Consider the following 21,708-nt stretch of genomic DNA (forward strand, 5'->3'; position numbering starts at 1 on the left):
GAATATTGAAAAATTGGTTATTCGCCGAATTCAAAAGCACTATACCGGTGCTGATAACAATATCCGTCGCGCCATCCATCAAATGAGTAGGAAGGGCTGCAGCGGCGCTTCCGCTCCCGGCGGCCCCAAACCGGGCCTGCATCCGTTCGCAGCGCGGGGAGCGAACCACCCGCGCCGTACGAAACCTGCGACGATTTGGAAGTATCAGTCTCCGAGGCCGAACAACTTCTCGATGAAGTTGCGGTCGTCCTTCTGGGCGCGGCGCCCCGGTGCGGCCGGGCGCGGCGACGGAGCCTCCGGTTCGCCCAGGATCTGCCCGAGGAGGCCGCCCGGCGAGGCCGGTGCGGCGCTCGCCACGGAGGCAGTCGTCTCCGGCGGCCGGCGCCACCGGTTCAGGCCGGGGAGCGGGACCGGCGTCTGTCCCTTCAGCGCCTGGGTCATGTAGGTCTTCCAGATCTCGGCCGGCAGGTTGCCGCCCGTGACCTTCTTGGTCAGCTCGCCGTCGTCGTTACCGAGCCAGACCCCGGTCACGAGGCTGCCGGAGAAGCCCATGAACCACGCGTCGCGGTAATCCTGGGTGGTGCCGCTCTTGCCGGCCAGATCCCACCCGGGAATGTCGGCCTTCTTGCCGGTGCCGCTGACGAAGGTCTCGTGCATCATCGCGTTCATCATGCCGTCGGCATCGGCGCTCATCACCCGGCCGAGCCCGCTGTCGGCCCGCTTGTAGAGCACCTTGCCGTTCTGACCCTTCACGGCGGTGACCACGTAGGGGATCACCCCGGTGCCGCCATTGGCGAAGGCCCCGTAGGCGCCGACCATCTCCAGGAGCGTGACTTCGGACGTACCGAGGGCGATCGAGCCGTTGGCCTGGAGCGGCGACGTGATGCCGAGCCGCTGCGCGGTCTGGACCACGGCCTTCGGGCCGACCTCCTGACCGAGGCGGACCGCGATCGTGTTGAGCGAGTGGGCGAGCGCGGTGCGCAGGGTGACCGGTCCCTCGTAACGGTGGGAATAGTTCTCCGGAGCCCAGTTCCCGATGCGGATCGGTGCATCGTCCCGCACCGTGTCGGGTGTGGCGCCGTGCTCGACGGCGGCGAGGTAGACGAAGGGCTTGAACGAGGAACCGGGCTGGCGCTTGGCTGTGGTGGCCCGGTTGAACTGGCTCTGGGCATAGTCGCGCCCGCCGATCAACGCGCGGATCGCGCCGTCGGGCCGCATCGAGACCAGCGCGCCCTGGCTGACATTGAACCGCGCGCCCTTGGCGTTGAGTTCGTCGGTGAGGGCCTTCTCGGCGCTCGCCTGGAGGCCGGTATCGACGGTGGTCTGGACGGTGATGTCGGTGTCGAATTTGCCGACGTAATCGTCCAGCACGTCCATTACGAGGTCGGCGACGTAGTTGGCCGAGCCGCCGCCGCGGGCATTGGCGGGCTTCGCCGGCTGGGCGAGCGCCACCTTCACGTCCTGCTGCGAGGCGAAGCCGAGTTCCTGCATCGCGGCAAGGACCTGCGCGGCGCGGGCCTGCGCCGCCGGGAGGTTGCGGTTCGGCGCAAGCCGCGAGGGCGCCTGGACGAGGCCGCCGAGCATGGCGGCCTGCGCGAGACTGACCTCCTTGGCGGGCTTGCCGAAATAGCGCTGCGCGGCCGCCTCGACCCCATACGCGCCGGCGCCGAAATAGACGCGGTTCAGGTAGAGTTCGAGGATCTCGTCCTTGGTGTACTTGTGCTCAAGCCAGAGTGCGAGGATCGCCTCCTGGATCTTGCGCGAGGCCGAGCGCTCCGGCGTCAGGAACAGGTTCTTGGCGAGCTGCTGCGTCAGCGTCGAACCGCCCTGCGCCACGCCGCGTCGCGTCAGGTTCTGGCCGATCGCCCGGAGGATACCGACCGGATCCACGCCGAAATGCTGATAGAAGCGCCGATCCTCGATCGCCACGAAGGCGCGCGGCAGGTAGGGCGGCAGCTCCTTGATCGACACCACCCGGCCGCCGGTCTCGCCGCGATTGGCGAGCAGCGAGCCGTCGCTCGCCAGGATCGCGATGTTGGGCGGCCGCTTCGGCACGGCGAGCTGATCAATCGGCGGCAGCTGCGAGGCGTGGTAGGCGATCAGCCCGGCCAGCCCGATCACCGCCCAGAGGCCGAGGACGACCGTCCCGTAGACGATGCGGCCGAGCCACGAGCGCCGGCGTCGGCCGCGGGCTTTCGCCGGCCGTGTCGTCTTGGCCGGCCCCTTGCCCGGCTGCCGCGCCGTCCCGCCCGATCGTTTCGCCACGCCGTCTCCTGCCCCGGGCCGGTCCTCCCGGGACAGGCGCAGATCGAGTTCGCCGCGATCCCGGACGCGCCCCTCGGGCACGTCGAAATTCGGCTCAATCCTGCCCCGACCCTTGGCCATGCATCCCGTCTTCGAATGTTCCGTCGCGGCGCGCATCCCGGCTGCGGCGCAAGACGGTTTCCGCACGCTAAATGCGGCGGTTTAAGGGGCCGTTATCGATGCGTTCGGCACCCGTTCCGGATCCCGGGCGACGTCCCTCACCCGTCGGTCGGCGGGTCGGCAGCCGGCGTGCCGAGCACCCGGCGCGACTCCGCGAGCAGGACCGCATGCCGGGCGGCCTGCGGACCGGAATCCGGCGTCTCGCGGCCAAGCCGTTGGATGCGCGACAGGAACAGGCGCCGACGCAGACCCAACCGGCCGATGCTCATCACCAGCGCCTGCAGGACGAGGCGGACGGCCTCGGTCCGCTCGCGCTCCTCGACGATCGCGGCCGAGAGCACCGCCTCGCGGCGCAGGGCGGCTTCCAGGTCCTCCCGAACGGTCGCGCGGGCGGCCTCGTCCCTTCGCGCCGCGTCGAGCTGGATCCGGCACTGCTGCAGCGCGCTCAGCAGGAGAAGCTCCTGCGCAGACGCATCCCTCATCAAGGCCTCCAGGGGCGCCCTCACCCGCTCGACGACGAGTCGCTCCGCCCGATCCACACGCACCGATGGCCGCCTCGCCGACCGTGGGCCGGGCTGCGAGCCTGCATGGCCGACGCCTTAACGAGCTGAGCCGCTGGCCGGAAGCCGCTCGCCGGATTATTCGGCGTGCCGACCGCAGACCTCGGAGATTCGGGGGTGTGCAGATTCGGATCGCTCTGGCCTTCGGGGGCCTCACGCTGGGGGCCGGCGCGCTGGCGTCCGCTCCAGCCCTCGCCTATCAGCTCGACACTGTAAATCTGGTCGGCTGTGCGCGGGATGGCGGCGTCTGCCGGATGCCTTATCCGACCAACGTCTATTACGGCGTCCCCGGCCGGACGAACGGCAGGCCGTTTCCACAGGGTGGCATGGTGCCCTGCAACAGCCAGACCTTCGGCGATCCCGCGCCGGGTCAGGCGAAGAGCTGTTGGTACGCGCCGCGCATCACGGCAGGCGGTGGCGGCTATCGCAGCGACGAGGACGACGGCCCGCGGCGCGACGCCTACCGCTAAGGCCGCGACTACGACCGGCCGCCGATGTCCTGGCCTTACGACGACGATTATGAACCAAGGCCGCACCGCTACCGGGGTGTTCCGGACGATTATTGATCGCCGGCATCCGGGCAGGCCTCAAATCGTATCTGCCCTGTTAACCCTCATCCCGCATCATCGAATGCGGCGGAGCCCGTGTCCGCGCATGCGCGAGACCGGATGGGGGAGCTGATGTCGGAAAATCGGCGCGGCGCCTTCCGGAAGAACGCCTTCACCTTCGGCACCGTCCTGCTTCCCGCAGGCGAGGTCGGCTGCCTCGTGTGGGACGCCACTGGGACGGGGGCGCAGATCGAGGTGGAGGACGGACAGGTAGTGCCCGACCGCTTCCCGCTGCGCGTATCGGCGGACGCCGAGCCGCGGGCGGCCACCGTGGTGTGGCGGCGCAGCCGCCGGATCGGTATCGCGTTCGAGGTCTGAGGCCGGCGCGTCAGGTGGTCCGCAGGGCCGGCCGCGGGCGCGGAGCGGAGGACACGAGCCGGAACCAACGCGGCCGCACGAACAGCAGGTCGAGCGCCGTGCCGCGCACGAGACGCTCCAGGACAAGCGGCAGCAGCACCGCCATCGCCATCACGGTGAGGCACGCGAGGCCGATATTGGCGACCGCGCCGGTGCGCACGAGCAATTCCCGGGTGGCCGCCATGGGCAACGAGAAGGCGAGATAGATCACGATCGAGCGCTGTCCGCAGGTTCTCACGGCCTCGGCGATCGGACCGCCGGCCAGGCCGATCAGGGAGGCGGCCACCACGATCGCCAGTGCGCCAGCGGCGCCGAGGGCGAGGCTCACGAGGGGCAGGCTGGCGAGGGTGGGATGATCCGGGACAGCCGTCGGGGTCAGCGCGAGCCAGCCCTCCGCAGCCGCCCAGGCGGCGAGGCCGCAGAGGCCGAGGCCAGGGCGCTGCCGCGCGATGTCGGCGAGGCCGAAGATCCGGTCGGCGAACAGGTAGCCCGCTACGAAATAGACGTACCGGGCACAGAACTCCTCGATGAGCGTGGACTCGCTGCGGATGTCGGCGATCTGCAGGAGCGCGGCCGCGACCAGAAGCCCGGAGCCCGGCACGCGGCGCAGGGCCTTGGTGACGACCGAGAACACCGCCAGCAGGTAGATGAACCAGAGGCTGGAATACGGCTCGATCAGGGCGTGGACGAGGTGGGCCGCGAAGGCCCCGGGTCCGGCATCGCCGACGATCTTCCCGTATTTGACGACCGACTGGATCACCAGCCACAGCAAGTAGAAATAGGCGAAGTGGACGACCCGGCGATCGGAGAACAACCGCCAGTCACGGTCGATCACGCGGCCCAGGAACAGGCCCGACAACAGGAAGAAGTCGGGGATCCGGAACGGCTTCGCGAAGGCGACGATCGGGTGGAGGAACCCCTCGCCGCTCATAGCCTCGCCTGTCCCGGTGACGGAATGCATCATCACCACCAGGAGGATGCAGATCCCCTTGGCGATATCGACCCAGGCGAGCCGCCCGCCCGCATCCCCGACCCCAGCCATCGCCACACCCTCGAAACCGGGGCGATCCTGAACCCGCTCGGGTTGACGGCAAGGCCTGCAACAGCCGCGATCTTCGGACGTGCCGAACGGGCGGTAAACGGCGGCCGATCAGATCTTGCGCCGCGCCGCCCGACGGTCGCGGGTCATGCGGGTCGCGGCGTGAAAATCGTCGGGCTTTCCGCGGATCCATACGAGGAACCGACCGATCTCCGGATCGCTCCGGAGGGCCTCCATGTCGGCCAAGCGCCTGGCGATCTCCGCCTCGCTGTAGCGTGCGTGGATCGCCGAATGGCAGATCTGATGCAGCCGGACGGTGCCGTGGTGGGTACCGCCCTTCAGCTTCGGTGTCAGGTGATGGAGGCTGGATCGGGCGCGGCGCGGGATCGGCCGCTCGCAGAGCGGGCAGACCGGATCGGCTGGGCTCTGCCCGCCCGCAGTGTCCGAATCGTCCTCACGCCAGCGTTGCGATCGCCGCCCGACCACGGGCCTCTCCCCCTAAAGCCGCCCATCGGTCAGGTGCGGGCAGGCCGGCCGCACGAGCCGGCCGAACACCTCCGCGGCCTCGCGATCCCGCACACCCAGGATGGAGACGTGATCGCCCGGGACGACGTCGATCCGCGCCCGCGAACCGGCCGCGGCAGCGAGGCCGAAGGCCAATCTGACCGGCACCACCGGATCGTCACGGCCCTGCACGATCAGCACCGGCTCGCTTCCGCCGCGGATGCGCAAGTCCGAGCGGTACGTGTCGCGCAGGAGCCAGGTCGGGACCAGCGAGACATGCAGCCGCACGGCATGGGTCATCGAATCGAATGGCGCCTCCAGGTAGAGCCCGACCGACGACACCCGTTCGGCAACGGCCACCGCGATGGCGGCACCGAGGGAGTGGCCGTGCAGCAGGATCGGCGCGCCGGGCGCCCGTGCCGTGGCGGCCGCCGCGGCCGCCAGACCGTCGCGGATCAACCCGTCCTCGTCCGGGCGCCCGGTCGAGCCCGGATAGCCCCGATAGGCCACGCTGAGGACGCCCCAGCCCTGCGCCCGCCACGGACCCGCGGCGAAGCGCGCCGCGTGCGGTTCCGGGCGGGATCCGTTGCCGTGGAAGGTGACGACCACGCCGCAGCCCGGCCGCGGAGGACGCCAAAGCCCGTGCAGGGTCTCGCCGTCCACCGTCGCGACCGTGATCGCCGCGATCCCGGGAGGCACCGCCACGCGGATCGGCCGACCCTGAGCGCCCGGATAGAGGAAGCGTCGCTGGCCGAGCGCGAGGACGGCACATGCGAGGCCGCCGAACAAGAGCTCGGTGAGCAAGAGACCGGCGAGAAGACGCATGCGGGGTGGAAAATTCCGGGCGCGCGCGGGGTCGGACGAAGGGTTTTCCTGATGTGTTGTCTAAGGCAACCGGGGATGCATTGACAAAGGCGGGCGCGGGACCGAGTCTGGAAACGTTCCGAGGGGAGCCCCGCAGGGGGCTGAGATTGGGCGCATTGCCCTGACCCTTGAACCTGATCCGGCTCATACCGGCGGAGGGACGGGAACCTGCGGCCGCGCGTGGCGCGACCGGATCTCATCTCGGCCATCGCGTGGACCGGACCGCTCCAGAGCCAGGAGAGGCCCACGATGAACGCACCCGTTCTCCCCAAGGACGTGAAAGGCAGCCCCGAGACCGTGACCACGGGTCCGGTGACCGGATCGCGCAAGGCCTACGCGAACCCGGCCGGACGGCCGGACATCCGCGTCCCCTACCGCGAGATCGTCCTCTCCGATCCGAAGGAGGAGCCGGTGCGGGTCTACGACCCGTCGGGCCCCTACACCGAGACCGACGCCCGCATCGACCTCAATGCCGGCCTCCCCAGCGTGCGCGAGCCCTGGATCGCGGCGCGCGGCTACGCGGCCGTCGCGCCGCGGGCGGTGAAGCCCGAGGATAACGGCTTCGCGGGCGACAAGCTCGTGGCCCCCTGCCCCGCCGAGCGGACCATCCGCAAGGCGGCCCCGGGCCAGATGGTGACCCAGTACGAGTTCGCCCGCGCGGGAATCATCACCGAGGAGATGATCTACGTCGCCCATCGCGAGAACGTCTGCCGCGAGGCGATGCTCGCGGGCGCCGAGGCCGCGCTCGCGGACGGCCAGAGCTTCGGGGCCTCGGTCCCGCCGTTCATCACCCCGGAATTCGTGCGCGACGAGATCGCCCGTGGCCGGGCGATCATCCCGGCCAACATCAACCACACCGAGCTGGAGCCGATGGCGATCGGCCGGAACTTCCTGGTCAAGATCAACGCCAACATCGGCAACTCGGCCGTGACATCCTCGGCCGCCGACGAGGTCGAGAAGCTCGTCTGGTCGATCCGCTGGGGCGCCGACACGGTCATGGACCTGTCGACCGGCCGCAACATCCACAACATCCGCTCGTGGATCATCCGCAACAGCCCGGTCCCGATCGGGACAGTGCCGATCTACCAGGCGCTGGAGAAGGTCGGCGGCGACCCGCTCAAGCTCGACTGGGAGGTCTTCAAGGACACGCTGATCGAGCAGGCCGAGCAGGGCATCGACTACTTCACCATCCATGCCGGCGTGCGCCTCGCCCACGTGCCCCTGACCGCCCGGCGGGTCACAGGCATTGTCTCGCGCGGCGGCTCGATCATGGCCCGCTGGTGCCTCGCCGGGCACCGGGAATCGTTCCTCTACGAGCGGTTCGACGAGATCTGCGACATCATGCGGGCCTACGACGTCTCGTTCTCGCTGGGCGACGGCCTGCGCCCGGGCTCGATCGCCGACGCCAACGACGCCGCGCAGTTCGGCGAGCTGGAGACGCTGGGCGAGCTCACCAAGATCGCCTGGGACAAGGGTTGTCAGGTGATGATCGAAGGCCCCGGCCACGTGCCGATGCACAAGATCAAGGTCAACATGGAGAAGCAGCTGAAGGAGTGCGGCGAGGCGCCGTTCTACACCCTCGGCCCGCTGACCACCGACATCGCGCCGGGCTACGACCACATCACCTCGGGCATCGGCGCCGCGATGATCGGCTGGTTCGGCACCGCGATGCTCTGCTACGTCACGCCGAAGGAGCATCTCGGCCTTCCGGACCGGGACGACGTGAAGACCGGCGTCATCACCTACAAGATCGCCGCCCACGCCGCCGACCTCGCCAAGGGGCATCCCGCCGCGCAGCTCCGGGACGACGCGCTCAGCCGCGCCCGGTTCGACTTCCGCTGGGAGGACCAGTTCAACTTAGGGCTCGATCCGGACACGGCCCGGCGCTACCACGACGAGACCTTGCCGAAGGACGCTCACAAGGTCGCGCATTTCTGCTCGATGTGCGGGCCGAAGTTCTGCTCGATGAAGATCACGCAGGACCTGCGCGCCGAGGTGCTGGCGATGGAGGAGGCCGGCGAGGTCGTGGGCGCGTCGCCCGCGATGTCGAAGGCCGAGGCCGAGGCCGGCATGCGGGCGAAGTCGCAGGAATTCCTGGCGGAGGGCGGGAAACTCTACGTCGACGCCGCCGGCTGATACGACAACACGACCGCCAGGAAAGCCGGCTCCTTCCCGATCCGAAGGGGCCGGCAACCGCCGGACCGCCGCGCCGCGCGACACCGATCGATCCGAACCTGCTGCCCGCCACCGGGCGCGGGTTTTTCGTGTGCCACCCGGGCGGCGCTGCCCGATCCCGCACCGGAACGATGCGGGACATTTGTGGGCGCGCGCTAACGCGATCTTCATCGCATCCCCGAACGCCGATCGGCCTCCGGTGGACCGGTCTCCGGCGTTAACCGACGGTTAGGCCCCGAACCGCCTCAATCCTCCGATCACAGGATCGCAGGAGACCGGGGATGGAGATCCGACCGTTGACCACCACGACGCCGGGGCCTCAGGGACTCGATGCCCTCGGAGCGACGTCCGCCCCCGCCGTGTCGCAGGAGGCGCCAGGACCTCTTGCGAATGCTGCGCCCCTCGAACCCGCGGTGAAGCTCGATATCGGGTCGAATGGCGGAAAGGCGCGCTACATCCAGGACCGGGACACCAGCACGATCGTCTTCCAGGTGCTCGACCCGTCGTCTGGGAACGTGATCGAGCAGTTGCCGAGCGAGACGGCCCTACGCAACCGCGCCTACGATTCGGCGCGCGGCACGCTCGGATCGCAGTCCGGCAGCCTCTCCCGCGTCGCCTGAGGCCGCGCGGGCGCACGGACGGTAGTCTCGACCGGAGCCCGTCGTGGCCCCCAGGACGATCGCCTCAGAATTAGCGACTCCGGCATGGGACGGGTCGCGTTCGTCGGAAGGTGCTGCCTCGACCAAACGCCGACAACGCTCCGCACCCGCGGGCCGTTGCGCCTCGTCGTGGGCAGCGCGGCCGGTAGGCGCCGGCAATCTTCGGCGTGCCGGCGATTGCTCCTCACCGATACGTCCGAGCGCACCTTTGACCGGCCAGGATCCGTTTGACGCCATCGTCCTCGGGCTGCTAGATCGTAGCCGTACATGAGCGCACGGAGCGCATTCGGAGTTCGGTATCCGGAGCAAGCCATTTCCGTGCCGGCCATGTCGGCGGGCGTAGTTCAGTGGTAGAACGTCAGCTTCCCAAGCTGAATGTCGTCGGTTCGATCCCGATCGCCCGCTCCAACTAACCCATTGCACCTTCTGCGATATATCGTCCTCTGAGCGGCCGAGGTGTTCCCCATGTTCCCCATGGCGTTCCTCGCCGTTCCCCATGCTGCCGAGAAGCTGCTCCGGCTCCGCCGTGGCCTATTGCCGGGGTCCAGCTCGGCGCAATGAGTGCCGAACTCATGCCGAGTCACTTGACGGACGATTGGGCAAGCGAACTCGGAGGGCGTGCGCAGAGAATCGGGCCGGCACGAGCATGGCGTTGAACTGCCGCGATTGAGCAGTGAGAAGCGGGCGTTCGGCTTCGCGCCATAAGTGGACACCAGCTCAACGCCTAGTACCGGACATCCCATTTTGCAGGAACAATGGCGGCTCCGAGGGCTGGCACAGAAAGGATGATCAATTTGTGCGGGGTCTTCGACGTCATCGAACGCCGAGCGGAGGGCTCGTGGCTGTTACGCCAGTGTGCTACCGTGCCCATGATGCATTCTACGTCATGCCGTCGATGATAAACTTAACCTCGGCGATGCACTGCATCTATCGGACCATCGATACCTTCAACCTTGTTGATGTGCCCCGCACAGGCGATTGCCGGCCCGTGCGGGCACGGCTACGCATAGCACCACTCGTTCCCGCGACGGCCAGGGACCGAGAATGCCAACGCTAGCAACCGACCTAATTGGCCGCGTTAAGCGCCTGTCGCTCAAGCCCTCCGCTATTTCTGCCCTCATGCCGCTCTTCGAAGCCGTATCTAACGGGCTGCATGCAATCGACGATCGGCACCGCGACAAGGCGAAGACACAAGGTTCCATTCAGGTCGAGGTCTTGCGGGAAGACCCAAAGAAGCCCGACTCTCCCGTCATCGGATTCGTGATAGAGGATAATGGGATCGGCTTGAACGACGAGAACTACGCGTCGTTCTTGCGGCCCGACTCGCAACACAAACTCCATCGAGGTGGCGAAGGCGTTGGCCGGCTCGGATGGCTCAAAGTATTCCGAGACATCAAGGTCGAGAGCACTTACTTGGACAACTCCGGTGCACTTGCCGTGCGAGCCTTCGACTTCGTGCTCAGGGAGGACGAGCAGGTCTTGCTGAAGACCGGGATCGAGCCATTCCCGACCGGACCAGGCACTCGGATCTCGCTGCGGACCTACGACACTGCTGACGGCACGAAGTGCCCGGTCGACGCACCTACGCTGCGTCAACGTATGATCGGGCATTTCATGCAGCTCCTGGCAGCGGATCTCGCCCCGTCCATCAAGATGGCGGATGGGATCGAGACCGTGGATTTGAAGGCGGCATTCGGCGACCTCGTTCGGAACACGGCCGAGCAGCGCGTGACCATCCCGCTCGGAGAGGACGCCTCGATTGACCTCACGATCCGTCACATCCGCGCCGCGAAATCGGTCCGGCCCGACACGAACAAGAAGGCCTACAACTGGCTGTTCCTAACCGCCAACGATCGAGCGGTCGAGGAGACGGTCATCGACGATGCGATTGGCCTTAAATCCCTCGATGGCAACGAGGTTTACATCGGGTGCGTATCGGGCGCCCACCTCGACGCCCACGTCAACCAGGAACGAACTGGCCTCAGCTTTGACAGTGCGGAGAACCGCGACATCCGGCGCGCGCTTCAGGCGTCGGTCATGGTCTACCTCGACACATACGTAAGTCGATTAAAGGAGAAGAAGCACCAGCTCGTGCAGCAGGTGATCGAGGAATATCCTCAATTTCTATACTTGCACGGCGAGATGGAAGATTTCATCAATAAGCTAGCTCCTGGCGTTACCTCCAGGGAGGCCGTCTACGTGGAAATGTGCCGTCACAGATTTCGGAAGACCAACCACGAGTTCAAGCAAATAGAAGAGGTCACTAAGGCAGGTCCGAGCTTCACCGAGGAACTTGGTCGGAAAGTAGAGGCTTATCAGGACTTTGTGCAGGACCAGCAGAAAAGTGTACTCGCGGAGTACGTTCTGCTGAGGAAAAGCGTGATCGACATCTTAGACCGCTACGCTCAATTTCAAGAGGGCACAACCAAGCACTACCTCGAAGAGGCAGTGCACAAGCTCATCGTGCCGATGCGCACCGACTCGGCCAGCATCGAGATCGGTGACCATAAACTCTGGCTCATCGACGACCGCTTGGCGTTTTTCGCGCACTTTGCATCTGACCGTCCGTTAAAGTCTTATACGGACAATAAATCCCTTGACCGGCCTGATATCGCATTTTTCTACGATACCTGCTTCGCTTGGCGGGAGCAGGAAGCCGCCAACACGGTGGTATTGGTAGAATTCAAGCGCCCTTCAAGAGACGACTACGATGGCGAAGAGAACCCGCTTAAGCAAATTATGGGCTATATTAAAAATTTTAAGACATCAACGTCTTTGAAGGACACCAAGGGCCGACAACTCTCGCCACGACTGAAGAACGCAACATTTCACTGCTACATCATTGCAGACATCACGGACTCTCTTCGTGAGGCCATCGAAGGTTATCGGTTCCATGAAACACCGGATGGCCAGGGGCTTGTCGGATATCTCAACAATCCTGATGCGGTTGTAGAGATCATCTCCTATCCGAAGCTGCTAGCCGACGCAAAGATGAGAAACAGCATCTTTTTTCAGAAGCTTGGGATCACAAACATCGATCCGTCTACCTTGCACAAGGAGGACGGTGAGACCGCTATCATCGACCTGCTCGACAACTGGCCTACCAGAGCCGAGTTGGTGCCGGCCAAGTAAAGATCAGGCCGGCGAGAGCGGGTTCCGGCGGAGAGCTCTAGCGGGTCATCCTGTGGAGAGCCCTCGCCGGCGGTGGTCGCCCTTGTTCGARACAATGAACGAGCGCCGGATCACGCCTGGCAGGACGAGGGCAACACGACATTGAACTCGCCCATGTATCCCCCCAACCGGTCCACGAACCAACGCTTGGCCGCTGACTAACGGCCTCCCTCGCGAGGTGAGCGACGACCCCGCCGGGCACATGTCCGTACGAGTTCGGGCTGATGTTATGCGGCAAGGTGCGGTTGCACCGGCAGCGGAGCTCAAGTTTCGGCCGGAAACCGGACCTTCGGCTTTGCGCCCAACCCAGACACTACCGTGCGCATATTGGCTTCCTGTGCGCAGACATCGCAGGCAGGATTTTACGTTTTATGACGCCATCCCGAATGAGGGCCAACGCGCGATGATACGCTATCGATAGAGACTAAGTTCTGGCCGAGGATCGGGGATGAACCCGCCGCGGTTGGGCATCTGCACCTTGGGTAGGCTGGTCGCATCCAAATTCTCGTCGGGCGTGATGACGTGTCCTTCCGACAAGATGTACGCGACGACCGCGTAGACTTGGTCGTCCGTGAGCGAGCCCGGCGCATTGAACGGCATCGCGCGCTTGACGTAGTCGAACAGCGTCGTGGCGTACGGCCAGTAGCTCTCAGTCGTCTTGATCGGATTATCCGACGCAAGACTGCCGCGACCGCCGACCAATCGATCGGCGCCGATGCCGGGCGCCATGTTGCCCTGGAGCTTCTCACCGTGACAGGCGGCGCACTGTTCCTGGAAGACCGTGGCGCCTTCCTGAGCATTGCCGTGACCCGGCGGCAAACCCTTCCCGCTCGGCGGGATCGAAAAGTAGGCCCCAAGCTCGGCTTCGGTGACCGGCTTGCCGACGCCGAGGCGGGTATCGGCCGCCGTCTGGGACGCCGCAGGCGTCGCGAGAAGCATAAGGCCGAGTAGAACTGACGTCGTCGGTTCAAGGCCGCGCACGCGCTCACGCATGGACATTGCTGACCTCCCCGGTGCTCGCGACGGCCCAGCTCTGGATCGCATTCAGGTGGTAGATCGAGGCGGATGGCCCGTGGTCGCCGCGGATGGCGAGCAGTTGCTGGCGCGTCGGCTGAAAGTAGCCGGTCTCGTCCACGCACCGGCTTTGCAGCACGGCGGGCGTGCCGTCCCAGGTCCAAGGGAAGGTGAAGCGCACCGTGCACATCGGCTCAGGCGCCGAGCCAAGGTAGGCCGGATACCAGGTTTTGCCCGCGTCGATCGATACGTCCACCGATTGTACGCGCCCGCGTCCGGACCAAGCGAAGCCGGTGACGTTGTAGACTCCGGGACCGGGCAGACGCATGTCGCCGGATGGGAACGTGATGACTGACTTCGCGTCCATGTCGAGCGAGAATTGCCGTGCACGGCCGTCCGCCATCAGGTCCGTGTACTTGGAGGTTTCCTCCCGCGTCATGAAGGGCTTGTCGCTGACCTCTAGTCGCCGCAGCCACTTGATGTGGGTGTTGCCCTCGTAGCCGGGCAGCAGCAGACGGACCGGGTAGCCCTGTTCGGGGCGGATCGCCTCGCCGTTCTGGCCATAGGCGATGATCCCGTCCTTGAGGAGCTTCTCCAGGGGGATGGACCGGGTCATCACGGCGGCGTCCGCRCCCTCGGCGAGAACCCAGCCTCCTCCCTCTTGCAGGCCGACCTCGCGGGCCAGGGTCGAGAAGAGCACGCCGGTCCACTCCGACGTGCTGAGCAGCCCGTGCGTGCCCTGAACCGTCTTGAGCGTCGGCTTCTTCCATTCGGTCAAGCCGTTGCCGGAGCATTCGATGAAGTGCTTGCGCGTCACCGATGGCAGGCGCTGGAGGTCGTCCATGCTGAACCGCTTCGGGGTGCCAACCATACCGTGGACGACGAGGCTGTGGCGCTTGGGATCGATGGAGGGGATGCCGCCGTGGTGCCGCTCAAAGTGTAGCCCGGAGGGCGTGATGTTGCCGACCAGCGCGGCGAGTGGGGTCAATGACCAGGACGTGTTCTCGTTGGGCGTTGGGTAGCGTACCCGTACAGCCTTCTCGAACTGTGAGCGTGATCCATAGCCGCCGTCCGCAGCGACGGGGCGGCCCTGCTCTTTGGTCGGGTCACTGGGCACATCAAAATGGCGGGCGCCGGCTGGGACTCCGTCGTCGGCCATAGTCCGACCCGCCGCAAGTGCTGCGGCGACGCCGGAACCCGCGGCGACGAGAAACCGGCGTCGGTCGGCGCCGCGGGTGGCGAACATGCCGTCGCGACAGGGGCAGGCTTCGTCTTCAGCCGGGGGCGAGGGAGCATGCTGGGCCGGCATCGTTTCCTCCGTTTTGAGTTCGGATCTGAACGGGATTAAGTACCTGATGCTCAAAGCCCCGGCAGCGCGCGATGCATGCTCGCTGTCGAAGTGTCGGTGGACACCTGTGTGATCGTACTGACCATCGCACGGCTCGCCTTACCGGTCGCGCCACATGGCAGCACGTCGCTGAAGACGATCACGTCCGGCACCTTGTAGCGTTCGAGGTTAGCCAACGCCCAGCGCCTAAGCTCGTCCACCGTCAACGCGAGCCCGGGCTTCAGCACGACTACGGCGTGGATCGCCTCGCCGAGACGTTCGTCGGGTACGCCGGCGCACAAGGTTGCAGCGACGTCCGGATGCGCGCAGAGGGCGTTCTCGATCTCCAGCGGCGAGATCTTGTTGCCGCCACGCGAGATGATCTCCTTCGAGCGTCCGACGAGCTCAACCTGACCGTCCGGTCGCAGACGTGCGAGATCTCCCGTTCTGAAGTGACTTGCCTCGAATGAGGCTTGGGTCAGCTCGGCATTGTCGAGGTAGCCCAGCATGCCGCACACGGTGCAAATCTGCAGCTCGCCCACCGCGCCGGGAGGGGCCAGCGTGCCGTCGTCTCGAACTATGCGGAACGACACGCCCTCTGTCGGGACACCGATGGACCCGGCCACCGCGGCATCCCGCGGCCAGTGGCAGAAATCGCAGGAGCCGGTCTCGGTCGATCCGTAGAGGTCGATGAGCTCGGCGTCCGGCCAGCTGCCGCAGGCCGCTTGGGCCAGGGACGGGCTGAGCGCCTCGCCCCCGGTCAGCACCGCACGGAGCTTAGGACCCGGCGGAGCACCATCGGCAAGCAAGGCCCGCAGCATGGTCGGCACCGCGGCGAGCACGGTCGCCTGCGCGGCGAGTTGGCCCGCGAGCGTCGCGCGAGTGAATTTCGGGACGAGGACGAGGGTTGCCCCAGAGCGGATCGCAAGGAGGCTCGCCCAGATGCCGAAGATGAACGTCAACTGGAGCGGCACCACGACCACATCGTCCGGACTGAAGTCCAGCAACCGATCGAGGACCGCGAGCTTGCGCGCCAGGGCATCGTGCCCGAGCACCACGCCCTTCGGTGCTCCGGTGCTGCCCGAGGTGAACACTACGAGCGCAGCCCCGTTCAGAAGTGGCCGCTCAGGCGGCGCCTCGTCCACGATCGTATCTAGGGTGAGCCCATCGACCAAGAAGCGGGCGCGCGTCGCCCGCTCGACCGCCGCGCGGGTGAGCGGCGCGGCGGTCCGATGCACGGGCACTGCGACAGCCCCTATCCGCCAGACGCCGAGCAGCGTCCCGAGATCAAGGGCTCGGTTGCCGATGCTCACATGCACGGGCTCATGCGGACGCACGCCTGCCTCGCGCAGCAATCCCGCCACGAGGTCCGCGTGCGCGTCGAGCTCGTGCCCCGACATCCCGGGGCCGAAGGCCTCGTCCACTCGGTTGCCTGGGTGGGCGAGCCCCTCGCGCATGATCGTCGCGAGCGCCCCGGTCATGACCTGGCTCCCGGGAAGCGGCTGTCCCGCCACTCCAGCGCCGCCTTGAGACCTTGAGATCGGGCGATGTCCATGAAGGCCCGTTTGTCCGGCGACCCTTCGCCCTCGATCAGCAGGTCGATGTCGAGGGCCATCTCCAAGGCCTCCAGCATGCCGCGCGCCTCGATGGAGCGGTTGATCGCCCGCTTCGTCTCCTTAACGAGGTTCGGGTCGATCGCGGCGATGTGCCGGGCGAGGTGTAGGGCGCTGTCGTCGAGATCGGCGGCGGGCACCACCCGGTTGACCATCCCGATCTCGTAGGCGCGCCGCGCCGGGATGCGGTCCTCGCCCGTGAGGATGATCTCCTTGGCGGCCTTCGGCCCGACGATCCAGGGCAGGATCATCACCACGATTCCGGCCCCGAACTTGAGTTCCGGCTCGCCGAAGAAGGCGTCCTCGGCCGCCACGGTCAGGTCGCAGGCCAGTGCCAGCTCGCAGGCGCCCGCAAGGCACGGGCCGCGCACCGCCGCGATGGTCGGCTTCGGGCAGTGCCAGAAACGCATCGGCACGTCGAAGTCCTTGCGCAGGATCGGGCGCCACTGGCTCACGCCTTCGGGGCGGAGTGCCATCTGATCCTTGAGGTCGAAGCCCGAGGAGAAGGCCGTACCGGCCCCGCGCACGATCACGGCGCGCACCGCCGCGTCGGCCTCGGCCGCGTCCATCGCCTGCGCGAGTTCGTCGAGCATGGTCGCGCTGATCGCATTGGTGCGCTCCGGTCGGTTCAGCGTGATGCGGGCCACGGGCGCGAGCGTCTCGTAGGTGATCGTCGTGAAGGTCACAGGCGGCTTTCTCCTCGCTGTCACTTGCGTCCTCCCGCCAGTCGCTTGGCCTCGGGCAGGCGCCGCAGCCGCAGCATCGAGGCGAGCCCCAGGAATGGCCCGATAGCGAGCAGTGCGAAGGCGAAGCGCCAGCCGAAATAGGTCCCCGCGAAGGCGATGAGTTGGATGCTGACGAGCGTCAGCAGGAAACCGACACAGGTTTGGACGGTCAGCATCGTGCCGATCAGCCGGCGATCGCTGAGTTCGCTCACCGCAGCGGAGAACTGCGCCGAGTCTGCGATCACGGCTACTCCCCAGAGCACGCCTACCGACAGCACCGCCCAGGCGGGGCCGCCGAACAGGAAGCCGACCGCGATGGCGCAGCAGCCGCTGGCGAGCATCGAGGCTCCGGTGACCAGGGTGCGTCCGAACCGGTCCGCCGCCCAGCCGCCGAGCATGGCACCAAAAGCTCCGGCGGCGACCACAGCGAAGGCGGCGAGTTCTGGGGGGAACGGGGGCGCATTGCCGTAGCGTTCCCGGAAGCTCGCAGCCATGAAGGCACCGATCCAGGCCCACATGGCGTAGAGTTCCCACATGTGGCCGAGATAGCCGAGGTTGGCCAGGCGCACGCCGCGGTTGCGCCACGCTTCCAGCGCGTTCTCCAGACGCAGGGGTGGCGCCTCCGACCGCAGCGGCCCGAGGCGCACGAAGCGGATCAGGGCAGCAGACAGGAGCGCCCCCAGCGCCGCGCCGAGCACCGGCAGGTGCCAGTCGAGCTGGCCGAATGCCGCCACGAGATGCGGGAGCGCCGAGCCGAGGGTGAGCGCGGCCACCAGCAGGCCGATCAGCAGCCCCAGGTCGCCCACCGCCCAGGTCGCGGCGATCTTCATGCCGACCGGGTAGACGCCGGCCATGCAGGCCCCGGTCACGAAGCGTAGCAGCGGCACCACCGGCGAAGTAGGCTCGAAGGCCAGCATCGCCAAGTTGGCGAGGCCCGCTACCACGGCGCACCCGCAGAACAGCCGGCGCAGGTCGAACCGGTCCGCTAGCCCCAACAGCGCGCTGACTAGGGTACCGGCGACGAACCCGGCCTGGACGCTGTTGGTGAGCAGAGCCTCCTGGAAGGGGCTCAACGTCCAGTGCGTGCGGATCGCGCCGATCGAGGCGGTGGTGGCGAACCACGTCGCCATTGCCGCAACCTCACTGAGAAGCAGCAGCGCCATCGCCGTCCGCTTGGCGGCGACGTCAGCGCCCTCGACCGCGTCAGGGAGCGCCATGGCCAGGCCACCTCACTTCGCGGCTGTGTTGGCCACGAGGGGGCAGCCCCCGTCGGCCATGGGCCGGAAGGCCTGCTCGCCGGGGATGGTGTCGAGAAGCTTATAGTAATCGTACGCGCCCCTCGACTCCGCCGGGCTCTTCACTTGGAACAGGTAGAGGTCGTGGATGGTGCGCCCGTCGGCGCGGATCGAGCCGTGCCCGAATAACGCGTCCTCGGTCGGCATCGCCTTCATCTGCGTGACGACCTCGGTGCCGTGATGCGCCTTGTCCTTGTCGATGGCGGCGATGGCCTTCATCCAGTGGAGCGTCGAGGCGTAGGTGCCGGCTTGGTTCATGGTCGGGTAGCGGCCACCATTGCGAGCTGCGAACCGCTTTGCCCAGGCGCGGGTGCCGTCGTTGAGGTCCCAGTAGAACGCCTCGGTCAGGGTCAGACCTTGAGCGACCTTCAGGCCGATCGAATGGATGTCGGAGATGAAGGCCAGGAGTGCGACGAGCTTCTGCCCGCCCTCGGTGAGGCCGAACTCCGAGGCCTGCTTGATGGCGTTGATCGTGTCGCCGCCAGAATTGGCGAGCGCGACGACCTGCGCGCCGCTGCCCTGGGCTTGGACAAGGTAGGAGGAGTAGTCGGTGCTCTGGAAGGGCGCGAGGACGTGGCCGAGGGACTTGCCGCCGGCCTTCGTCACGGCCTCGGTGGCATCGCGCTCAAGGGCGTGGCCGAACGCATAGTCCGTCGTGAGAAAATACCAAGATCTTCCGCCTTGCTTGATCACCGCGCGGGCCGTGCTGTTGCCGAGCGCCCAGGTGTCGTAGGTCCAGTGGACGTTCGTGCGGGTGCAGTTCTTGCCGGTCAGGTCCGAGCTGCCAGCGCTGGCGATGAGAAAGGCCTTATTCCTCTCGCTCGCGATGTTCGAGACGGCAAGCGCAACCGACGATGTCGGCACGTCGACAATGGCGTCGACATGGTCTACGTCAAACCAGCGCCGCACGATAGCCGCACCGATATCGGGCTTGTTCTGGTGGTCGGCCGATAGAACCTCGACACGGAAGCCCTTGTTCTCCGGCTTGAAGTCTTCAACCGCCATGCGTGCGGCATCGACCGATCCGGGGCCGGCGATGTCGGCGTAGAGGCCGGACTGGTCGTTCAGCACGCCGATGCGAAAGGTCGGCAGAGGATCGGCGTGCGCAGCAGCCGTGCCGCTGAACAGCATCGCCAGCGCGAATACACCCTTCATGGTCGTTCCTCCATTGTTATGAGCGGACTGCGATTGTTTTTGTCAGTCCGGCGGCGGCGCCGCGCTTGTCGTCAAGTCATTGTATTCAGATTTTCCTCGTGCTCTTGTTACATGCGCCAGCAGTCGAACTGCCGGGTCGGATCGAGACCTTTAGCGGTTGACGTCGACGACCACACGGCCGCGCACCTGGCCGGCCATCAGGCGCTCTGCCGTGGCTACGACATCCGACAGGCCGATTTCGTTCGTAATTGCGTCGAGCTTGACCGGGTCCAGGTCACGGGCAAGCCGGCCCCAGGCTTCAAGCCGCTCAGGCCGCGGGCACATCACGCTGTCGATGCCGATCAGGCTGACACCACGCAGGATGAACGGGGCCACACTCGCCGGCAGATCCATGCCCTGAGCGAGACCGCAGGCCGTGACGACGCCACGGTACTTCGTGGCAGCACAGACGTTCGCGAGGGTGTGGCTGCCGACCACGTCGACAGCCCCCGCCCAGCGCTCCCGGGCGAGCGGCTTGCCCGGCTGCGAGAACGCCGCCCGGTCGACCACCTCAGCTGCGCCGAGTCCGCGCAGGTAGCTGGCCTCCTCCGAGCGTCCGCTTACCGCCACGACGGTGTAGCCGAGCCGCGACAGGAGGGCGACCGCGGTGCTGCCGACGCCGCCGGCCGCGCCGGTGACGACGACCTCGCCCTTGTCCGGGCTTACGCCGTGGCGTTCGAGCGCGATCACGCACAGCATCGCAGTGTAGCCGGCGGTGCCGATGGACATCGCTTGGCGCGGAGTGAACGCCTCGGGCAGCGGGACCAGCCAGTCGCCCTTTAGGCGCGCGACCTGTGCCAGCCCGCCCCAGTGGGCCTCGCCGACACCCCAGCCGTTGAGGATGACTTGATCACCCGTCTTGTAATCGGGATGTCGAGACTCGCGGACGGTGCCAGCGAGGTCGATGCCCGGCGCCAGCGGGAACTTGCGCACCACCTGGCCCTTGCCGGTGATCGCGAGTCCGTCCTTGTAGTTCAGCGTCGAGTAGGCAACATCGACGGTGACGTCGCTATCGGGCAGGTGCGCCTCGTCGATCTCGCGCAAGCCGGCGCGGTAGCCCGCCTCATCCTTTTCGATCACAATCGCCTTGAACATCCGGTGCACTCCGCGGGTGGCGCTCAGCGCGCCAGACAGGTCAGGAACAGGTTGGCGAAGAGGTCGAGGGGCTCAGGGTTGCGCTCAAGTTTTGCGCGGAGGACCGCGCCCTCCCAGCCGATCCAGAAGAAGGCTGCCAGTGCCGTGCAATCGGCGTCCGCGGCGATCTCACCGGCGGCCTGGGCATCTCTGAGACAGCGCTCAGTCCGCGTCTGCCAGTCCAGCAGAACCCCATGCAGGCGGTCCCGGAAAGACTCCGGTAGGGCGCTCATCTCTTGCCCGAGATTGCCGACGACGCAGCCGCGGCGGAACTCGTAGCGCGCCATACCGACACGCGCGTCGGCGACGAAGTTCCTCAGGCGCTGAAGTGGGGCCGTCCTTTCGTCGAGCAACCAGCGGTCGAGCTTGCGCGCGAAATAGTTCGCGTACGCGTCGACGAGCTCGGCACCGAAGACATCTTTGCTCGCGAAGTAGTGGTAGAACGAACCCTTCGGCACACCGGCGCTGCGTAGGACCTCTTCGAGGCCGGTGGCTGAGTACCCCTTCTCCGACAGCAGTGCGACGCCGGCTCGGATCAAGGCCTCTCGCGACATTCCGTAGGCCGGCTCCAGCCGCGGCGGGCGCCCCCTCTTCCGTGCCGTGACTGCTGATACCGATTCGGACTTCATGATTTAGAAATAGACCGGTTAATTATTAAAGGCAACGACGGATGGAAGCAGCTGTTGGACCGGTCTCGTCCTCAGCTGTTCGCCGAAACGAGCCAAAGGCCGTTAAGCGCTGAGGTCGTATCGTTCGGACCTGAGGCGTTGGGCCAGTATCAGGACCGAACAAGCTTCTAGGTGTTCAGTCCCGAGGTGAGATGGGTTGGGTCGTATCTGAACCGGCCTGGGTCGTCTGCCCAGGCTCGGCAGGTCGCTTCGTATGGCGTGAGGCCGCGTAGGGTCTTGAGCCGCCGGGCGAAGTTGTAGGCATCCAGGAAAGCGGCGAGGTGTTCCCGCAGTTGGTCGTGGCTGTCGTAGTGGTAGCGCTTGACGGTCGCGTCCTTGAGGGTCCGGTTCATGCGCTCGACCTGGCCATTGGTCCA

Annotated in this window: 19 protein-coding genes, 1 tRNA gene and 1 riboswitch; of the genes, 6 read left to right on the forward strand and 14 right to left on the reverse strand. The window is 66.5% G+C overall.

Going from position 1 to position 21,708, the window contains the following annotated elements; all coding sequences use genetic code 11:
* Positions 1-204 precede the first annotated feature (204 nt).
* Both AC1DXK_RS14535 and AC1DXK_RS14540 read right to left on the reverse strand, forming a co-directional pair.
* Entirely contained in the window at positions 205-2,385 is a 2,181-nt protein-coding gene (locus AC1DXK_RS14535) for a transglycosylase domain-containing protein (protein WP_457105218.1), read from the reverse strand.
* A gap of 137 nt (positions 2,386-2,522) precedes the next feature.
* Positions 2,523-2,906 (reverse strand): ATP-dependent helicase, encoded by a 384-nt coding sequence (locus AC1DXK_RS14540; protein WP_457105217.1) that lies wholly within the window; start codon positions 2,904-2,906, stop codon positions 2,523-2,525.
* 197 nt (positions 2,907-3,103) lie between these two features.
* Between AC1DXK_RS14540 and AC1DXK_RS14545 the strand changes: the two genes are divergently transcribed.
* Positions 3,104-3,454 carry a hypothetical protein gene (locus AC1DXK_RS14545; protein WP_457105216.1) on the forward strand — a complete coding sequence of 117 codons (351 nt, stop codon included), beginning with the start codon at positions 3,104-3,106 and terminating at the stop codon, positions 3,452-3,454.
* A 210-nt stretch (positions 3,455-3,664) separates the two neighbouring features.
* Positions 3,665-3,910 carry a pilus assembly protein PilZ gene (locus tag AC1DXK_RS14550; RefSeq protein ID WP_457105215.1) on the forward strand — a complete coding sequence of 82 codons (246 nt, stop codon included), beginning with the start codon at positions 3,665-3,667 and terminating at the stop codon, positions 3,908-3,910.
* A 10-nt stretch (positions 3,911-3,920) separates the two neighbouring features.
* Here the strand turns inward: AC1DXK_RS14550 and AC1DXK_RS14555 are convergent, their stop codons facing one another.
* From AC1DXK_RS14555 to AC1DXK_RS14565, 3 genes are all read right to left on the reverse strand, one after another.
* Complete coding sequence (locus tag AC1DXK_RS14555) at positions 3,921-4,991, reverse strand: acyltransferase family protein (protein WP_457105214.1); 1,071 nt, start codon at positions 4,989-4,991, stop codon at positions 3,921-3,923.
* A 108-nt stretch (positions 4,992-5,099) separates the two neighbouring features.
* Positions 5,100-5,474, reverse strand: coding sequence for an HNH endonuclease family protein (locus AC1DXK_RS14560; RefSeq protein WP_457105213.1), 375 nt, complete (start codon positions 5,472-5,474; stop codon positions 5,100-5,102).
* 12 nt (positions 5,475-5,486) lie between these two features.
* A complete protein-coding gene (locus AC1DXK_RS14565; protein WP_457105212.1) occupies positions 5,487-6,317 on the reverse strand; it encodes an alpha/beta hydrolase in 831 nt (276 codons plus the stop codon).
* Positions 6,318-6,428: 111 nt separating this feature from the next.
* A riboswitch (TPP riboswitch) is annotated at positions 6,429-6,534 on the forward strand.
* A gap of 71 nt (positions 6,535-6,605) precedes the next feature.
* On the opposite strand from AC1DXK_RS14565, the gene thiC reads away from it, so the two are divergent.
* From thiC to AC1DXK_RS14585, 4 genes are all read left to right on the forward strand, one after another.
* Positions 6,606-8,492 (forward strand): phosphomethylpyrimidine synthase ThiC, encoded by a 1,887-nt coding sequence (gene thiC / locus AC1DXK_RS14570; RefSeq protein WP_457105211.1) that lies wholly within the window; start codon positions 6,606-6,608, stop codon positions 8,490-8,492.
* A gap of 320 nt (positions 8,493-8,812) precedes the next feature.
* Entirely contained in the window at positions 8,813-9,151 is a 339-nt protein-coding gene (locus AC1DXK_RS14575; RefSeq protein ID WP_457105210.1) for a hypothetical protein, read from the forward strand.
* A gap of 372 nt (positions 9,152-9,523) precedes the next feature.
* Positions 9,524-9,598, forward strand: a tRNA-Gly gene (locus AC1DXK_RS14580).
* A 636-nt stretch (positions 9,599-10,234) separates the two neighbouring features.
* Entirely contained in the window at positions 10,235-12,322 is a 2,088-nt protein-coding gene (locus tag AC1DXK_RS14585; RefSeq protein ID WP_477298127.1) for an ATP-binding protein, read from the forward strand.
* Positions 12,323-12,772: 450 nt separating this feature from the next.
* Here AC1DXK_RS14585 and AC1DXK_RS14590 read toward each other — a convergent pair whose 3' ends face one another.
* The 9 genes from AC1DXK_RS14590 to AC1DXK_RS14630 form a co-directional block, all read right to left on the reverse strand.
* Complete coding sequence (locus AC1DXK_RS14590; protein WP_457105208.1) at positions 12,773-13,360, reverse strand: c-type cytochrome; 588 nt, start codon at positions 13,358-13,360, stop codon at positions 12,773-12,775.
* Positions 13,347-14,621 carry a sulfite dehydrogenase gene (gene soxC / locus AC1DXK_RS14595; RefSeq protein ID WP_457105306.1) on the reverse strand — a complete coding sequence of 425 codons (1,275 nt, stop codon included), beginning with the start codon at positions 14,619-14,621 and terminating at the stop codon, positions 13,347-13,349. The genes AC1DXK_RS14590 and soxC overlap by 14 nt, the downstream gene beginning before the upstream one ends.
* Positions 14,622-14,734: 113 nt before the next feature.
* On the reverse strand, positions 14,735-16,183 hold the full coding sequence (locus AC1DXK_RS14600) for a class I adenylate-forming enzyme family protein (protein ID WP_457105207.1): 1,449 nt from the start codon (positions 16,181-16,183) through the stop codon (positions 14,735-14,737).
* Positions 16,180-17,001 (reverse strand): enoyl-CoA hydratase-related protein, encoded by an 822-nt coding sequence (locus AC1DXK_RS14605; protein WP_457105206.1) that lies wholly within the window; start codon positions 16,999-17,001, stop codon positions 16,180-16,182. Before AC1DXK_RS14605 ends, AC1DXK_RS14600 begins: the two co-directional genes overlap by 4 nt.
* Positions 17,002-17,021: 20 nt before the next feature.
* Entirely contained in the window at positions 17,022-18,257 is a 1,236-nt protein-coding gene (locus AC1DXK_RS14610; RefSeq protein WP_457105205.1) for an MFS transporter, read from the reverse strand.
* Positions 18,258-18,269: 12 nt separating this feature from the next.
* Positions 18,270-19,490 (reverse strand): ABC transporter substrate-binding protein, encoded by a 1,221-nt coding sequence (locus tag AC1DXK_RS14615; RefSeq protein WP_457105204.1) that lies wholly within the window; start codon positions 19,488-19,490, stop codon positions 18,270-18,272.
* A 150-nt stretch (positions 19,491-19,640) separates the two neighbouring features.
* Positions 19,641-20,624: an acrylyl-CoA reductase (NADPH) gene (gene acuI / locus AC1DXK_RS14620; protein WP_457105203.1), complete on the reverse strand. Its 984-nt coding sequence runs from the start codon at positions 20,622-20,624 to the stop codon at positions 19,641-19,643.
* Between the two features lie 23 nt (positions 20,625-20,647).
* The gene (acuR, locus tag AC1DXK_RS14625) at positions 20,648-21,292 is read right to left on the reverse strand and encodes an acrylate utilization transcriptional regulator AcuR (protein ID WP_457105202.1); all 645 of its coding nucleotides are present in this window, start codon (positions 21,290-21,292) and stop codon (positions 20,648-20,650) included.
* 167 nt (positions 21,293-21,459) lie between these two features.
* On the reverse strand, positions 21,460-21,708 hold a 249-nt coding region (locus AC1DXK_RS14630), incomplete at its 5' end, for an integrase core domain-containing protein (RefSeq protein ID WP_457107527.1).

It is taken from the genome of Methylobacterium sp. P3_A11, assembly GCF_056403155.1.

Coding starts and splice junctions, on each gene's coding strand:
- AC1DXK_RS14565 (WP_457105212.1), bottom strand. CDS start 6,317: ATGCGTCTTCTCGCCGGTCTCTTGCTCACCGAGCTCTTGTTCGGCGGC.
- acuR (WP_457105202.1), bottom strand. CDS start 21,292: ATGAAGTCCGAATCGGTATCAGCAGTCACGGCACGGAAGAGGGGGCGC.
- AC1DXK_RS14600 (WP_457105207.1), bottom strand. CDS start 16,183: ATGACCGGGGCGCTCGCGACGATCATGCGCGAGGGGCTCGCCCACCCA.
- AC1DXK_RS14555 (WP_457105214.1), bottom strand. CDS start 4,991: ATGGCTGGGGTCGGGGATGCGGGCGGGCGGCTCGCCTGGGTCGATATC.
- AC1DXK_RS14550 (WP_457105215.1), top strand. CDS start 3,665: ATGTCGGAAAATCGGCGCGGCGCCTTCCGGAAGAACGCCTTCACCTTC.
- AC1DXK_RS14590 (WP_457105208.1), bottom strand. CDS start 13,360: ATGTCCATGCGTGAGCGCGTGCGCGGCCTTGAACCGACGACGTCAGTT.
- AC1DXK_RS14615 (WP_457105204.1), bottom strand. CDS start 19,490: ATGAAGGGTGTATTCGCGCTGGCGATGCTGTTCAGCGGCACGGCTGCT.
- AC1DXK_RS14540 (WP_457105217.1), bottom strand. CDS start 2,906: ATGAGGGATGCGTCTGCGCAGGAGCTTCTCCTGCTGAGCGCGCTGCAG.
- thiC (WP_457105211.1), top strand. CDS start 6,606: ATGAACGCACCCGTTCTCCCCAAGGACGTGAAAGGCAGCCCCGAGACC.
- AC1DXK_RS14610 (WP_457105205.1), bottom strand. CDS start 18,257: ATGGCGCTCCCTGACGCGGTCGAGGGCGCTGACGTCGCCGCCAAGCGG.
- AC1DXK_RS14575 (WP_457105210.1), top strand. CDS start 8,813: ATGGAGATCCGACCGTTGACCACCACGACGCCGGGGCCTCAGGGACTC.
- AC1DXK_RS14585 (WP_477298127.1), top strand. CDS start 10,235: ATGCCAACGCTAGCAACCGACCTAATTGGCCGCGTTAAGCGCCTGTCG.
- acuI (WP_457105203.1), bottom strand. CDS start 20,624: ATGTTCAAGGCGATTGTGATCGAAAAGGATGAGGCGGGCTACCGCGCC.
- AC1DXK_RS14535 (WP_457105218.1), bottom strand. CDS start 2,385: ATGGCCAAGGGTCGGGGCAGGATTGAGCCGAATTTCGACGTGCCCGAG.